A 14,726-nucleotide genomic window follows, 5' to 3' on the forward strand; every position below is an offset into this window, starting at 1 on the left:
CTCCTCACCTTAGCCATGTTTTCACTGGCAGCCCTGCCAAGAAGCGAGCGGCCAACAACCGTTAACAAGCTAAGGATATCGATTTACGTCAGCTATGGCTATTGACCGGGGCTGTTCTTCAAGGACTATTGCTCAAGGGCTATCAACTGCGCTGATTCAGTAAGGCTGCGGAATCTCGCCGTCGTCATCATCATCGCGCATACGCGCCTGGCGGTCGGCCTCTTCCTCTTTGGCATCGTCGATGACTTCCATCAGCTCATCGACGTTAGCAATATGGGTATCGGCATCGAAGTGGCCGGTGAGCTTGCTATCCGGATGTAGTTCGCCGGTTTCATAAAGCGCCCACATCTCTCTGCCATATTCGGTATTCAGAAGCGCTGGTGCGTACTTACCGAAATAATCTCGCATGTTATCGACATCGCGATAAAGCATGGCCGCTGCGCTGTTATTACTCGCCGCATCGACAGCCTGGGGTAAATCGATAATCACCGGGCCAGAAGCATCGACCAGCACATTAAATTCCGACAAATCGCCGTGAATCAAACCTGCGCACAGCATCCTAACCACGTCTTGAATGACTTTGGCGTAGTAGGTCTCAGCCTGCTCTGGCGTTAGCGTCACTTCGTCCAGGCGCGGCGCCACATTGCCTTCGGCATCGCTGATCATTTCCATCAGCAGCACACCGTCGACAAAACCGTGGGGCTCGGGCACCCGTACGCCTGCAGAGGCAAGGCGATAAAGCGCATCGACTTCGGCGTTGAGCCATGCCTGCTCCTGCTCTTTTTGGCCGTAACGGGTTTTTTTGGCCATTGCCCGGGAACGGCGGCTGTTGCGCTCTTTACGCCCTTCTTGGTACTGAACAGCCTGTTTAAAGCTGCGCTGTTTGGCCTCTTTAAACACTTTGGCACAGCGCACTTCTTCACCGCAGCGCACCACGTAGACCTGCGCCTCTTTACCGCTCATTAACTGCACCAGCACCTCGTCGATCATTCCATCATCGACCAGCGGCTGTAATCGCTTAGGGATTTTCATGGTTAGCTGCGTCGGCTCCTCTTTGGTACGCGTTCAATAACGGATACGGCGAACACGGAAAGCCCGCCCTTTTAATTTATCACGCTCAAGTTTGGCCTGGGCCTGCTGAACCACATCGCGCTCAACGGCCACATAGGCACTGCGCGCCAGCACTTTAATCTTGCCCACTTGGTTACCACGCAACCCGCCTTCGCTGGTCAGGGCGCCAAGAATGTCACCGGGGCGCAGTTTATCTTTCTTACCACCGGCTAATTGTAACGTCGCCATTAGCGGCTCAAACGGCACTGAGTGCTGGGGTTTAGGCAAAGGTTCGGTGGCAATAGGTTGCTCCAGCAAACCTTCTAGCCTCTCCAGCCGGTAACTCTCTTTAGGGGTCACTAGCGTACAGGCAATACCGCTAGCCCCGGCACGCCCTGTGCGCCCTACCCGGTGAACGTGAACATCTAGCTCGCGGGCGATCTGGTAATTGAACACGGCGTCCAGTTGGGCAATATCCAAGCCGCGGGCGGCCACATCGGTGGCCACCAGAATAGAAGCACTCTGGTTAGCAAACAGAATCAATATACGGTCGCGATCTTTCTGCTCCAAATCGCCATTCAGCGCCACGGCGCTAAAGCCGACATCCGTTAGCTGCTCAGCCACTGCCTGGGTTTCGCGTTTGGTGTTGCAAAACACCACACTGGTGGCAGGCCGGTAGACCAGCAGTAGTTGACGCAGGGCGTCAAATCGAGCGTCTTCATCGGCGATGCTATAAAAGTGCTGCTGAATCGTCGTGGCATCGTGCACTTCGGCGATTTTAACCATCACAGGCTCACGCATTACGCCGCGGGTCATCACCGTTAGGCCGCCCGATGACTGCTCATCGGGGAACGTCGCGCTGAACAGTAGCGTTTGGCGGTCAGTCGGGGTGTCAGCAATGATGTCATCGATGGTGGCCTGAAACCCCATATCCAGCATGCGGTCGGCTTCATCCAGCACCAGTATCGAGAGCGAATCGAGGGTCAGCGATCCTTTGCGCAGATGCTCGTCAATACGCCCAGGTGTACCCACAACAATGTGCGCGCCATGCTCTAAAGAGCCGAGCTGGGGCCCAAACGGTGCTCCCCCGCAAAGGGTGAGTATCTTTATATTCGCCATGCCACGAGCCAAACGGCGCAGCTCTTCTGCCACTTGGTCAGCGAGCTCACGAGTGGGGCACAGTACTAAGCCTTGCACCGCAAAGCTCTCTACTTTCAATTTAGCCAGCAGCGCTAAGCCAAAGGCCGCCGTTTTACCTGAGCCGGTTTTCGCCTGCGCCAGCACATCGCGTCCGGCCAGCATAGGCGGCAGGCTTTCAGCTTGCACTGGCGACATTTCATGGTAGCCAAGGGACGCAAGGTTGCTCAGCAAAGCTTGTGGCAACGCTAACGAGGAGAAAGAGGAGTCAGACACGATATTACCTTGCTTGGGCCACACGTGGGCGGCCATCGGAAACACAGCGTGCGCCCCCTGGAGGGCAAGTGACGCACAAACGTAACGGCACCATACCAGAAAGTGCTTCGGCCTGCGCCGCCATCACATCGACATTACGTTGCCAACGGTACAAAAGTGGCCTGGCTCAAGGTGGCGAGATCCCGTGGCGAGAGCTCAATCTCGAGCCCTCGGCGCCCGGCACTGACATAAATGTTGGGAAAGCTTTCTGCGGAGTTATCGATAAACGTCGCCAGCCGCCTCTTTTGCCCCAGCGGGCTCACGCCTCCCAATACATAACCGGTAGTGCGTTCTACCTCGTCGGGTTGCGCCATCGTTGCTTTCTTCGCCCCAGCAGCCTGGGCGATCTGCTTCAAGCCTAACTGGCAATTCACCGGCACAATGCCCACTGCCAGCTGCTTACCGTCCAGCTTCACAACTAACGTTTTAAATACCTGCTCAACCGCTACGCCCAGCTTTTCCGCCGCTTCCAACCCATAGGAGTGCGCGGAGGCATCGTGCTCATACTCATGAAGCTGAAAGGCAAAGCCTGCGTGTTTTGCGCTATTAATAGCCGGTGTCATGTCGCTCTCTTGGTTAACAGCGTTGATGCTAAGGATTTTACTGTCAGGCGCATTTCGCCCTTTAGGTTAATAGCGCGACAGGTAAAAGAAAGTCAACCGATTAGAACAGGTGGAAGGTCTGATTGATGCTTCTGGAAAGCTGCGCCCCAGCTACTATGCTCAACAGTGCAGTGTTTAATAGTTCAGTGCTCAACAGTGCAGTCGATAAAAGGAAGCTAACCGAAAGGAGTCCAGCAATGCCAGCAACCTCTAAAGCACAACAGAAAGCGGCGGGCGCCGCACTTTCCGCTAAGCGCGGAGAAACCAAGCCCAGTGAACTTTATGGTTCGTCTAAAGAGATGTATGACTCGATGAGCGAGGAGGAACTAGAAGAGTTCGCGAGTACAAAGCGTGAAGGTAAGCCGCAAAAGAAAGACGATTAATCAACCGCTTGCTGATCAACAAAAACGCCAGCTTCGTTAAGCTGGCGTTTTTTTGGCACTGCCTGATTAGCGGCTACTGCTTGCAAGGCACCACTTTACGCAGGGTGTCTTTTGCCCATAGCGTTTGGTCATCGGGCGTACGACCATGCTCGTTCCAGCGTTCTGCAGTTTCCAGGCAGAACGATCCAGCGCTTTCTACCGTCGCATCGCGATTGGCTGGGCGCTCTCCGCCAATCCGCATGACATCTGGATTGCTGGAGGTATAGCTTGGGGCAATGGTAGAACTTGCACAGCCAGCGACCATAACGGTCAGCAGCAGTACGGGTAAACAGCGGCGCAATGGCATGTTTTTACAACCCTCAACGTATCAATAGTAAGCCGACACCTATTGTCGGTAGCGCTAAATAGCATTGCCTTAAACAGAACGTCAATCTTTTTCGTACACCTTAGCCAGCGACCAGCGTCAGACTGGTGACTGGGCGCAGATTTAGCCGCTTACAACGCTGCTCGACACTATCAACAATCTCTTGGGCGTCGTTGAACTGCTGCTTGTCGAGCTGAATATCCACCATCAGAAAACTGCCTACCTGGGCAAGCCTCACATCGTCGGCGGTGACATCAAAATCAGCGACATCTTCCACCACGTTCTGGCGCACGCTGCTGCATGAGCCGCCAAACATAAGCTCACGTAATGCCCCCTTCACCATGCGAATAGGCATAGGCAAGAAATAGCCTGCAATGATCAGCACCATCACCGGGTCGGCAAAGCGCGCATAGCTGGCCCAGGGCGATTGGGTCAACACCCAGGTAAGCCCAAATCCGAGCATGACAGCAGCACTCAGCCAGGTATCCATCTGCCACTGTCGCAACTCGGCGGCTAACAGCGAGGAGCGCGCAACCCGGGCGTAGCGCGCCAGCCACCACCAGGTTAATAAACAGCCTGTTACGTTGGCGACGCCAAACATCAGCGCCAAATCCAGCGTCACCAGACGGCCACCCTCAAGCAGGCTCCACATAGCGGACACCAGCGACACAATACACACCATAGCGATCACTACGCCTTTGAGCAGCACCGCAAGCGGCTCCACCGTCAGCCGCCCAAAGGGGTAGTGATCATCCGCTGGTTTGCGCGCCTGCTTGAGGGCATATAGCGACAGCGATGCCAGCACTAAGCTTAAGAGCGAATAGCCACTATCAAACAAGATCGTTATTGAACCACTGGTAAGCCCTAGCGCTAACCCGGTAAACGCAAACAGGCTAGCTGAAATGGCTGAGAATTTTAGCGCACGGCGCTCGGCAACAAAGGGGGTCACGCGGATAACTCCATAGCATTAGACGATTTGTGGGCCATAATAGAAGGGAGTGATGACAATCACGAATCGCTCAGCGCCAAGTTAAATGGCGCTCAATGTATCCAGCGGAACGATTATGCGTGCGGAACAGGTTCAAGCCTTTATTGATGTTACCGAACATGGCTCTTTTGCCGCCGCAGCGCGGCATACTGGCCTCAAGCGGAGCACCCTAAGTGCTGCGGTTAATGCGTTAGAGGACAGCCTGGGTGTGGCGTTATTTGAGCGCTCTGGCAATAGCCTTACGCTGACCGCCGTGGGCGATAGTGTGCTGCCCGACTGCTACCGGTTACTGACCAGCGCCAGCCGGATCAAAAAGCACTGCCACCAACATTTGCAGGGCGTTGAAAGCCAACTCTGCATTGCCCGCGATGACGCTTTGCCTGAAGTGTTTTGGCGCCAGGTGATGCATGACTTAAAACAGCAATTCCCGCTCACCGCGATTTCGGTGTATTTAGTGCCTCCCCAGGAGCATACCCAGTTTGTGCAGCGCCAAACGGTGGATATTGCCTTCGGCCTGTATACCGCCGAAGGCATTGACGCCAACGCAGCCAATCTTGCTCCCGTCAGTATGCGTTTAGTGGCCGCGCCTAAACACCCGCTGAGTCGCTTGCCTAGCGTAAACCGCGACGACTTAGCCCAGTACACCCAAGTGTGTTTGACCCACGTACAGGATGACAAGCTGATCAGCGAAGCGCTGTTTTCAGGCAATTATCTTGGGCTAACGATGTTTGAGGTCATTCGCGATGCCGTTATCAACGCTACCGGTTGGGCGCTGCTGCCTTACCCACTGGTAAAAGACGCCCTGGAGGCTGGCACCCTGGGCATACTAAATCATGACCTCGCGCTAGATAGCCACTACTACCGCTATGTGGAGAGCGATAATCGCGGCGTGGTTGCCACTGCCTTATTGACGAAGGTGGCGCACTTCTTAGCCTCCCAGAACTGATACACAGAACTAGTACACAGAACCGGCTGACATATCGTTGAAATCTTTTTTGTGGCGAAAAACACCAAAGCCTTCCACGCTATTAAAAATAGCTAAATAAGGAGCCGCCAGGACACGCCACGTGAGGGAGACACAGGCAAGTGTCATCTAGGCGTAATACGCACCTGCCAGTGTCGAAGTTGCCGTCAACCAAGGAGTGATTCCAACGATGGTACGACTCGATAAGAAAGCCACTCGGCTATATGTGTTGGACACCAATGTCCTCATTCATGACCCCACCGCGCTTTATCACTTTGATGAGCACGATGTTGTTATCCCCATGACAGTGCTGGAGGAACTTGATAAGCACAAAAACGGTGTTCGTGAAATCGCTCGCACGGCTCGCCAAATCAGCCGTACGCTCTCTGACCTTACTAGCCAAGTCACTTTTGACGAGATTCAACGCGGCATTCCCATTCCTCGAATCAGCGGCGAAACAGGACGCCTGCACTTCTTATGCTATAACGACTTAAAGCTCTTTGACTCACTCGATGATAGCCCTGACAACCGCATACTGGCGGAGACCTGCCGCCTACGCGAAGAGCGCCCTGACGCCTCCGTCATCCTAATCACCAAAGACATTAATCTTCGTGTTAAAGCCGCCGCATTGAAGGTGCCGGTCGAGGATTACCTTAACGACCGTGCTTTCTCCGACAGCGACGCCATGATCGAGGGTGCCCAGGTCTACGCTTCAGCGGGCCATGATGGCGCGTCACTCTGGGAAACGCTGAATGTTGACGTGACCGTTGAGCGTGTTGGCCATCACACGTTCTATCAGCTCACTGGCAACATGCCCCGCCAGTGGCACGTTGGCATGCTGGTCTCGGATAGCGAAAACGGCGCCGAATTTGAGGCGATCATTCGTGAACTGGGGCCTTCCTCGGCTCGTCTGCAACTGCTAACTAATTACCGCCATCACGCGGGCGTCTGGGGTGTGCATGCCCACGACAGCCGGCAAAATTTCACCTTAAACCTCCTGATGGACCCCGATATTGATCTGGTGACCATTGCAGGTAATGCCGGTACCGGCAAAACCTTCATGACCCTGGCCGCCGCCTTTCAACAGACACTGGATGCCAAGCTGTTTGAGCGTATTGTGTTTACCCGCGCGCCTATCCCAATGGGTGAAGATATTGGCTTTCTACCCGGCACGGAGGAGGAGAAGATGTCGCCGTGGATGGGGGCCTTCCACGACAATATGGACAACCTGTTGCGCAACGAGGAGGGGGAATCAAGCTGGGACAACGGCGCCACACGGCAGTTAATTGGATCGCGTGTTCAAATACGCTCACCGAGCTTTATGCGCGGCCGCACCTTAAACGACACTTTCTTAATCATTGACGAGGCACAAAACTTCACCCCCAAACAGCTCAAATCGCTAGTTACCCGGGCGGGGCGCAATACTAAAATTGTCTGCTTGGGCAACGTCGGGCAAATCGATACGCCGTATCTGACGGCTAACACCTGCGGCATGGCGGCGGTGGTGGAACGCTTCCGCGATTGGCCCCACGCAGGGCACATCACACTGAAAAGCGTTGAGCGCTCACGCTTGGCACTGGCGGCAGAAGAGCTGCTTTAACCCAACTGCCTCCCGCCGCTGGTATGGGGCGGGAGGCAAGGTGCCATCAAAAAGCCTTATGATTACGCTGACTTACTCACTATCGGCGTCTCTATCTACGTCCTTCCACGGCCGAGGAGTACCAATAGTATCCGCGGCAAATGCCTCGCGCTCGCCTAGCGGGCGCGCCTCGCCAATCGTGGTGTCGTTGTAAGTTTGACGCTCCATTTCGCAGTTCACTTCCGCACCGAACAGCACCACAAAGGCGGAAAGCCAAAACCATAGCATTAGCGCCACTACCGCCCCTAACGACCCATAAAGCTCGCTAAAGGTAGAGAAATAGCGCACATAGAGCGAAAGACCGCCGGAGCCTAACAGCCACATCACCGTCGCCAGCAGCGTGCCATAACTTAGCCAGCTCCACTGCGCGGACCGTCGATAGGGCGCGTAGCGGTACAGCAGCGCAATAAGAAAACTCATAATCACCAGTAGCGCAGGCCAACGCAGCCACTGCAAAATTTTGTTTAACGGCGGGTCGATCGCCAGACTATTGACCACAGCGGGCACAATCGCAATAAAACCCAGTGAAATCAGGGTCATAATAATCAGGCCAAAGGTCAGCGATACCAGTACGGTGCTACGGTGCAAAAGGCTGCGCTTTTCAGTTTCGCCATACACCACGTTAAGCCCGATCACCAATACCCCTACCCCCTTGGAGGCAATAAACATCGCAATCAACAGCCCCACCAGGGCACCCAGAAAGTTACCTGACTCCGCGCTCTCCACCACCTGCTGCGCCTGTTGATCAATGAGCTCGGCAGCATCCGGCGGCATAAAGCGGCTGATCTCATAGAGCTGTTGGCCTGCCTCGTAGGGGTCAAAGAGCAATCCCCAGAGTGAGATCACCGCCGCGATGGTCGGAAACAGCGCCAATAAGGCATAGAAAGCCACCCCAGCGGCCAGCATGGTAATACGATTACGGCGCGCGGCGCGCACCACACGCCAAGCAATATCGTGCCAACCACGCTGCGGGATATCGCCAGGCACAAGAGCGCGGCGGCCGCGCGCAAGTTTACCCACAGAGTGCTCCTAATAAGCGCCTGCTTGAGTACGTTCCAGACACCCTTTTTTCTAACAGACGTATCATCGCTGGCCTTCCCACATCAGTAGCGCCGCAAGTAGTACGGCAAGCATCATCATTAAACCGCTAGTATGGTGACGCAACCAGGACTCCCCCGACAATAGCCGAGTTAAATGGCCCATCAACGTCTCTTCCGCTTTTTGAGCGGTTACCACGCTTGCCGATTTAAGCCGGCCGCAGCAGTGACCGAAAGCTCGGATAGGCACCAGCACCGCGCCAACGACAAAAGCATAGAGCCACCATAGATCGCCCGCGGGAAGCGTTTTACCCGTCAACGGACGCGTTAGGAACCAACCCAGCGCGGCGAACAGTACCCCTACCGGAAATGGCCACATAATTCCCAGCCACTCTTTCAGCGGCGGCATCTCGATGCTGCCAGCAGGCAGGGGAAGCCAAAGCGGCGTCAACAGCGCGGCGATGACGGCCACTAACCAAGCGCTCCACTGCTCTCGGTTGCTGCCCCCTTGATGGCGCTGCTGCCACTGTCGCCAAAGCGCAGCGCTCACCAGTGCAGCGGTACCAACAGCAGCCCAACTGAGCAGCTTGATCAATGATTCATGATGCATTTCATAGAGCGGGGCTTTCACTCCCCATTTACTGACCATGCCCGCGCCGATAGCACCTGCTAGCGAGATACCTGGCAATGCCAACAAGCCCCACACCAGCGGCGGCGGCCAGCGCGGGAGATGTTCGCTGATGCTGGTCCCCATGAACAGCGAGCCTTTTGCCAGCGCATGATGAGCAGCAAACAGTACTAACCCTGGCCACAGCAGCGGCCAAACATCTGGCGCTACCAATCCCATGGCCACCAATGCGGTCATCATGCCCATCTGGCTGATACTGGAGTAAGCCAACACGGCTTTTGGATGGCGCTGAAAAACCCCATACACAGCAGCTGCAAAGGCGGCTGCAAGCCCTGCCACTAACATCCAATGACCAAACTGGGCTAAAGCGCCTGAAACCTGAGCGTGGCCTAGCGGCAGCACACTGATCCACCCCAGTAAGCCCGCCTTAATCATCACTCCACTCAGTACTGCGCTGGCAGGTGCTGGCGCCGCCGGATGCGCCAATGGCAACCATACGTGCAAGCCAATCACACCCGCTTTGACACCAAAGCCAAGGCACAGCAAAGCAGCCATCCACACGCCGTGTTCGGCGCTTACAATGCTTTCGCGCACCCCCTGCAGCATCAGCGTGTCGGCGGCTCCCGCCGACCATAAGAAACCGCCTAAAATTAGCCCTTCGCCCAGCACCGCTAATATCAAATATGCCTTGGCGCCCAAGCGTGCCTCTTGCGTTCCTGTGTGCACTACCAGGGCGTAGGCGGCAAAAGTCATCACTGCAAAGCCTAAATAGAAACTGGCGATATCCTGGGCAATGATGAGCAGCACATTACCCAGTAATGTTAACGGCCATAGCAGCGCCAGCCGCAGCAGGCGTCGCTGTGCGTCTTGATCCCCTCGCTGTGCTTGCGCCTGCTCCGCTGCAAAATATCCCCTCGCGTGTACCGCTGCCAAACTCCAGAGCAGTGTGGTGAATGCTAGCCATGGGCGGCTCAGCGAGTTTAATTCCCACTCCCCACCTAGCATCCAGGCATCCATTGTCCACTGCGCTTCCCCAACGTAAGCCAATAACAGCGCTGGCCAAGCGGCGCTTAGCCATAGCACTGTAAAGTAGTCACGCTGTGCCTCGGGCGTGCGGTAGGCAAGCCACACCGCATGACCCATGACGCCAAAAGGCCACAGCAGTGCCAGCGTAAGCAGTAGCGTTATCATGGCAGGTACTCCCCGTTTGCTACCCGGGCTGCCCAATCCAAGGGACTATACGGGAGCCCTGCAAACAGTCCGGCCCCAAGGCTTATCAGCGCAGTGAACACCATGGGCCACAGCAGCCAGCCATGGGTTTCTAAACGCCCTAAGCGCTGCTCATGAGGCCAACTGCCTTTGCCGTGGGAAGGCCCTGGGCGAAACCAAAGACGATGCAAAATCGGCAAAAAGTACATGGCATTGAGTGTGCTGCTAGCCACCAACACAGCGACCACCCAATACATTTCAGCCTGTATCGCACCAACGCCGAGATACCATTTGGTAATAAATCCAGCGACGGGTGGAAGTCCAATCATGCCTAACGCGCCGATGGTAAACGCCATACTGGTCAACGGCATTCGTTTACCGGCACCGTCCATTTCATCAATGCGATGAATGCCCAGCTCTTCGGCGTAGTTGCCCGCACAGAAGAATAACGTAACCTTCATTAAACCTTGGTGAAGCAAGTGCGCCAATGCCCCGACCGTACCAAAAGGGCCGAATATGCCTATTCCCAGAATGACGTAAGAGACTTGGCTGACCGTAGAAAATGCCAGGAGTGGCTTCAGCTCTTGCTGAGCAATGGCTCTGAGCGAGCCATAAATAATCGTAATAGACGCCGCCACCGCTAGCCCGGTAATAACGCCCAACTCCACGCTAAGTTCAATCCCATACAGATCGTAAACGACCCGTAGAATCCCGAAGGCACCTGCCTTCACCACCGCGACCGCGTGCAGTAGCGCACTGACCGGGGCGGGTGCCACCATCGCCCTAGGCAGCCAGCCATGCAGCGGCACCATGGCAGCCTTAACCGCCAGCCCACTGACTAGCAGGATAAATATTAGCGTTAGCAGGCCACGATGATCATTTAAGTAGTCGCCCAAGCCCTCTTCAGAAGAGAACGATTGATCACCCGTTAAGTTATTCAGCAGTACTGCGCCCAGCAGCAATACCACTCCCGCGCTTAGCGTGTAGCGCAAATAGACGCGTCCCGCATTGAGCGCTTGCTCCGTCCCCCGGTGAACCACCAGTGGATAAGTGGAGAGCGTCAACATTTCGTAGAAAATCAAAAAGGTAAATAGATTATCAGCCAGCGCAATGCCGATAGTGCTCGCCACGCAAAGACTAAAAAAGCCAAAGAAGCGCTTTCGATTGGCAGAGCCTTCCAAGTAACCAATGGCGTAAATCGTGGTACAGAGCCAAAGCAGTGACGATAACCCCGCAAACATCACGCCCAAGGCATCAATGCGCAGCACAAAATCAAGGCCGCCTATCACCTGGAAACTAAAAATGTCTTCATGCCCGGCGGCCACTCGCCTGACCATCAGGGTGACCAGAATAATCTTCACCACCGCCGCGCCAATGTTAATTGTCGTGCGTAGCCGCCTGGCCTCTTCCGGCAGGGCGAAAATAGTCACGGCCACCAGCAGGGAGGTGGCCAAAGCGGTTAACGGTAACCATGCGGCGTTCATGGGCTGCCTCCGTGCATCAATTCCAGCGGGAAATGAGCCAATAGCCCAAGTGCGAAAGCCGTTAAGGCGAGCAACATGGCAATTAAATCCATGCCTGGCGCGAGCGGTTGATAACGATGGCGCGGCGCCGTCTCATCAAAAGAGTAGCGAAACATGCGAAATACATAAGCCGCCGTCAGCAGCGTACCGGTTAATAGTGCCGCCACCGCCCACCACTGCTGGGTGATGATCATGGCCTCAAGCAACATCCATTTAGCGGTGAAGCCAGAACTGGGCGGTAGGCCCATCAAGGTAATCGAAGCAATGCCAAACACGAGTAACGAAAGTGGCAAACGGCGGCTGGTGCCTGCCAATCCTTTAAGGGTGTGCTCCCCAGTGGCCAATATCAGATTGCCAGCCGCCATAAACATGGCCGCTTTGGCAAAGGCGTGCCCCACCAGTTGCAGCCAAAAACCTTCCCAAGCCAAGGCACGCGGTAACGGCGCAATATCCGGCCCCAGTAACAGCGGGAAAGCCACCATCAGATAGCCCAGCTGCGCGACCGTAGACGAAGCAACCAAGGTTTTAAGCGAGTCGGTACGCCACGCCAGGAGCCCACCCCACACAATCGCCAGCAAGCCTAACCAGGCAATGATGCGAGGAGCATAGAACGTATCCGGAAGAAGGATGCTCCATAGCTGTAGCAGCATGAACAGAGAGGCTTTGATGACCAGCCCGGCATGCAGCGCGCTCACCGGCGTCCAAGCATTTTCGTGAACGGGGGTCAGCCAAGCGTGCAAGGGAAACAGCGCCGCTTTCAAAGCCAACCCAGCGCCTATGAGCGCAGCGGCGAACCAAGCCACCGGGCCCGGCTCTATGACCTCAGCCAAGCCCTGCAGATCCAAACGCCCCCAGTGGCCCAAAATCAGTGCGATTCCCAGTAGATATGTTAGCGACCCGACTAACGCCAACAGCAAATAGCGCATACCCGCCAGCAGCGCAGGCGCCTTTCCGGACAGCATTAGCATGCCTACCGCGGCTAGACCCATTAATTCCAACGCTATATACAGAGTGAGTAAATCGGTGGCTAACCAAATTAATGACAGCGCGCTCAGCACCAAGCCCATTAATGGCCACAGCCAACGTGCCAGCGGCCCGGTTTCGCTTAGACGCAAATAGCCAGGCGTGTAGAGCGCTGCGGCAACGCCGATACACTGAGTGGTCAGCAGTAACAGTACGCTCAACCCGTTTAAGCGCAGCGACAGGATAAGACCGGCGATTTCCCACTGCCAACTCAGCAATCCCGACTGGTCAAAGGCAGATAGCAGCATCACCCCAGACGCCAATACGGGCAGGCTAGCCAGCGCTACGGGAAAGGCACGCTTGGGTGGAAGTAAAGCCCCCAACACTCCCAGCAGTAGCGGAAAAACAAGGGCTACCAATAGCGCCCAGTGGGTAGTGGCAAGCGGCGCAAACGTGCTATCGAAAAGACCAAAGCGCCAACTCATGTCGTACTCTCTTTGGGCTCGCCGTCACGCCCTAGCGCCTCGACTCCCTCTAGGTGCATTAACTGTCGGATGAGTAAGGCCCCGAGCATCGAACCCAACCAAGCAACCAGCAGCCCCACACTTATTAACGCTTGGGCAGCTGCTGAGCTGCCTGCCACACCAGACAACAGTATAAATACACCCGAACCAAGCAGGTTAAATGCCAACAGGCGCCTGAATAGATGGCGGTGTAGAGCAAACGCAGCCAAGGCAGTAGCGGCAATGAGCACCCCGGCCAGCAACAGTGGATGCTCGGCAGGTGAATACACCATGTCGGCGATAACGAAGCGAATGGCCGCACCCACCATGACAAACCAGGCCAGCGCCAACGCCACGCGCATGGCCACTCGAGACCAAGGCTCGCTAAATTGATCACGCTTAAGAGGCGCTGAAGCGCCTGGGGAAAGATGGCCCAGCGCATAAAAAAAGCACGGACTGGTCAGCAATACACCCAGCAACAGCTCGGCCGCTGCCAGCCAGGGCGCGCCAAGTTGCCACCAAGCCAGCACCATCGAGATTGCAAACACGACAAAGAAACAACAGGCGCGAATCAGATGGCGATCAAACAGGCACACAAATGCCGACCCCGTTAAGCACAGCGCCAGCAGCACTTCTATTGCATCAAAGGAAGCTATCATTCGTTTTCGCTACATCCTTGCATCGGTCACGAATAAGCGCTCAGCTTAGGCGAGTACTTAGCCACTTTCCAATATCGTTAACCTGCTGCGGGCAGAGTGCATGCGCCATGGGGTATTGGCGATAATTGACCGCATAGCCCATCGCTTTTAAGCGATCGGCACCGCTGCGGCCCAGGCTCTCGGGTACAATCGGATCAAAATTCCCGTGCTGAACTTCGATCGGGATCTGGCGATTGGCTTCCGCTAGCTCAATATTGTCGGCCGTCGCAAAGTAGGTCGACATCGCCAACAGCCCGCCCAGCGGCGCGGGGAAAGTAAGCGCTGCGTGATAGGCAACAGCGCCCCCTTGTGAAAAGCCCGCCACAATAATGCGCTGGCTGTTGATACCCTGGTCGATCTGCTCTTGGATCAGCGCCTGGATGCGTTCAGCGGATTTCTTAAGCTGGCTCTCATCTACCCGGCGCCCCAAATCCATGGCAAGAATATCGTACCAAGCGGGCATGACCATACCGCCATTGATGGTCACCGGCAGGCGTGGCGCATGGGGCATAATAAAGCGCACATGTGAATCTTTAGGTAGCGCTAATGCGGGTACCAGCGGCTCAAAATCATGCCCGTCCGCACCTAAGCCGTGAATAATAAACACACACGCATCGGCGGGTTGACCATCTTTCGGTTCAATAATCAGTTCGCCAGGAGCAGTCATAACATCGTATTCCTTATCCAAAAGGCGTCACCCTAGCGCAAACCTGCGTTAACAGC

14 protein-coding genes are annotated in these 14,726 nt (G+C 55.5%); 3 read left to right on the plus strand and 11 right to left on the minus strand.

The genetic code is table 11. The features are described from left to right. Positions 1–156: 156 nt before the first annotated feature. The 3 genes from Q3Y66_RS14190 to ybaK all read right to left on the minus strand — a co-directional run bounded on the left by Q3Y66_RS14190 (position 157) and on the right by ybaK (position 3,065). A complete protein-coding gene (locus tag Q3Y66_RS14190) occupies positions 157–1,032 on the minus strand; it encodes a PA4780 family RIO1-like protein kinase (protein WP_008958111.1) in 876 nt (291 codons plus the stop codon). Positions 1,033–1,065: 33 nt separating this feature from the next. After that, positions 1,066–2,463 (minus strand): ATP-dependent RNA helicase DbpA, encoded by a 1,398-nt coding sequence (gene dbpA, locus Q3Y66_RS14195; protein ID WP_035586878.1) that lies wholly within the window; start codon positions 2,461–2,463, stop codon positions 1,066–1,068. Between the two features lie 134 nt (positions 2,464–2,597). Continuing rightward, complete coding sequence (gene ybaK / locus Q3Y66_RS14200; RefSeq protein WP_008958113.1) at positions 2,598–3,065, minus strand: Cys-tRNA(Pro) deacylase; 468 nt, start codon at positions 3,063–3,065, stop codon at positions 2,598–2,600. A gap of 236 nt (positions 3,066–3,301) precedes the next feature. Between ybaK and Q3Y66_RS14205 the strand changes: the two genes are divergently transcribed. Beyond that, on the plus strand, positions 3,302–3,487 hold the full coding sequence (locus Q3Y66_RS14205) for a DUF3008 family protein (RefSeq protein ID WP_008958114.1): 186 nt from the start codon (positions 3,302–3,304) through the stop codon (positions 3,485–3,487). Positions 3,488–3,560: 73 nt separating this feature from the next. On the opposite strand, the gene Q3Y66_RS14210 is transcribed toward Q3Y66_RS14205, so the two are convergent. Both Q3Y66_RS14210 and Q3Y66_RS14215 read right to left on the minus strand, forming a co-directional pair. After that, positions 3,561–3,833, minus strand: coding sequence for a hypothetical protein (locus tag Q3Y66_RS14210; RefSeq protein WP_008958115.1), 273 nt, complete (start codon positions 3,831–3,833; stop codon positions 3,561–3,563). A gap of 100 nt (positions 3,834–3,933) precedes the next feature. Then, entirely contained in the window at positions 3,934–4,800 is an 867-nt protein-coding gene (locus Q3Y66_RS14215) for a cation diffusion facilitator family transporter (RefSeq protein ID WP_008958116.1), read from the minus strand. A gap of 115 nt (positions 4,801–4,915) precedes the next feature. Here Q3Y66_RS14215 and Q3Y66_RS14220 point away from each other — a divergent pair, with 115 nt between their 5' ends. Together Q3Y66_RS14220 and Q3Y66_RS14225 are read left to right on the plus strand one after the other, a co-directional pair. After that, complete coding sequence (locus tag Q3Y66_RS14220) at positions 4,916–5,785, plus strand: LysR family transcriptional regulator (RefSeq protein ID WP_008958117.1); 870 nt, start codon at positions 4,916–4,918, stop codon at positions 5,783–5,785. Between the two features lie 208 nt (positions 5,786–5,993). Further along, a complete protein-coding gene (locus Q3Y66_RS14225; RefSeq protein WP_008958119.1) occupies positions 5,994–7,403 on the plus strand; it encodes a PhoH family protein in 1,410 nt (469 codons plus the stop codon). Between the two features lie 72 nt (positions 7,404–7,475). Here the strand turns inward: Q3Y66_RS14225 and Q3Y66_RS14230 are convergent, their stop codons facing one another. From Q3Y66_RS14230 to Q3Y66_RS14255, 6 genes are all read right to left on the minus strand, one after another. Further along, positions 7,476–8,462, minus strand: a complete 987-nt coding sequence (locus Q3Y66_RS14230; RefSeq protein ID WP_008958120.1) for a YihY/virulence factor BrkB family protein — start codon at positions 8,460–8,462, stop codon at positions 7,476–7,478. 63 nt (positions 8,463–8,525) lie between these two features. Next, positions 8,526–10,298: a proton-conducting transporter membrane subunit gene (locus Q3Y66_RS14235; protein ID WP_008958121.1), complete on the minus strand. Its 1,773-nt coding sequence runs from the start codon at positions 10,296–10,298 to the stop codon at positions 8,526–8,528. After that, positions 10,295–11,800: a complex I subunit 5 family protein gene (locus Q3Y66_RS14240; protein WP_008958122.1), complete on the minus strand. Its 1,506-nt coding sequence runs from the start codon at positions 11,798–11,800 to the stop codon at positions 10,295–10,297. The genes Q3Y66_RS14235 and Q3Y66_RS14240 overlap by 4 nt, the downstream gene beginning before the upstream one ends. Further along, the gene (locus tag Q3Y66_RS14245) at positions 11,797–13,287 is read right to left on the minus strand and encodes a complex I subunit 5 family protein (protein ID WP_008958123.1); all 1,491 of its coding nucleotides are present in this window, start codon (positions 13,285–13,287) and stop codon (positions 11,797–11,799) included. The genes Q3Y66_RS14240 and Q3Y66_RS14245 overlap by 4 nt, the downstream gene beginning before the upstream one ends. Next, positions 13,284–13,964 (minus strand): hydrogenase subunit MbhD domain-containing protein, encoded by a 681-nt coding sequence (locus Q3Y66_RS14250; RefSeq protein ID WP_008958124.1) that lies wholly within the window; start codon positions 13,962–13,964, stop codon positions 13,284–13,286. Before Q3Y66_RS14250 ends, Q3Y66_RS14245 begins: the two co-directional genes overlap by 4 nt. Positions 13,965–14,004: 40 nt before the next feature. Beyond that, complete coding sequence (locus Q3Y66_RS14255; RefSeq protein ID WP_008958125.1) at positions 14,005–14,670, minus strand: alpha/beta hydrolase; 666 nt, start codon at positions 14,668–14,670, stop codon at positions 14,005–14,007. Positions 14,671–14,726 lie beyond the last annotated feature (56 nt).

It is taken from the genome of Halomonas sp. HAL1, from assembly GCF_030544485.1.
Classification (GTDB): domain Bacteria; phylum Pseudomonadota; class Gammaproteobacteria; order Pseudomonadales; family Halomonadaceae; genus Vreelandella; species Vreelandella arctica.

Excerpts from the sequence above, each read along its gene's own strand:
- Q3Y66_RS14190 (WP_008958111.1), bottom strand. The coding sequence starts at position 1,032 with ATGAAAATCCCTAAGCGATTACAGCCGCTGGTCGATGATGGAATGATC.
- ybaK (WP_008958113.1), bottom strand. The coding sequence starts at position 3,065 with ATGACACCGGCTATTAATAGCGCAAAACACGCAGGCTTTGCCTTTCAG.
- Q3Y66_RS14205 (WP_008958114.1), top strand. The coding sequence starts at position 3,302 with ATGCCAGCAACCTCTAAAGCACAACAGAAAGCGGCGGGCGCCGCACTT.
- Q3Y66_RS14210 (WP_008958115.1), bottom strand. The coding sequence starts at position 3,833 with ATGCCATTGCGCCGCTGTTTACCCGTACTGCTGCTGACCGTTATGGTC.
- Q3Y66_RS14220 (WP_008958117.1), top strand. The coding sequence starts at position 4,916 with ATGCGTGCGGAACAGGTTCAAGCCTTTATTGATGTTACCGAACATGGC.
- Q3Y66_RS14225 (WP_008958119.1), top strand. The coding sequence starts at position 5,994 with ATGGTACGACTCGATAAGAAAGCCACTCGGCTATATGTGTTGGACACC.
- Q3Y66_RS14235 (WP_008958121.1), bottom strand. The coding sequence starts at position 10,298 with ATGATAACGCTACTGCTTACGCTGGCACTGCTGTGGCCTTTTGGCGTC.
- Q3Y66_RS14240 (WP_008958122.1), bottom strand. The coding sequence starts at position 11,800 with ATGAACGCCGCATGGTTACCGTTAACCGCTTTGGCCACCTCCCTGCTG.
- Q3Y66_RS14245 (WP_008958123.1), bottom strand. The coding sequence starts at position 13,287 with ATGAGTTGGCGCTTTGGTCTTTTCGATAGCACGTTTGCGCCGCTTGCC.
- Q3Y66_RS14250 (WP_008958124.1), bottom strand. The coding sequence starts at position 13,964 with ATGATAGCTTCCTTTGATGCAATAGAAGTGCTGCTGGCGCTGTGCTTA.
- Q3Y66_RS14255 (WP_008958125.1), bottom strand. The coding sequence starts at position 14,670 with ATGACTGCTCCTGGCGAACTGATTATTGAACCGAAAGATGGTCAACCC.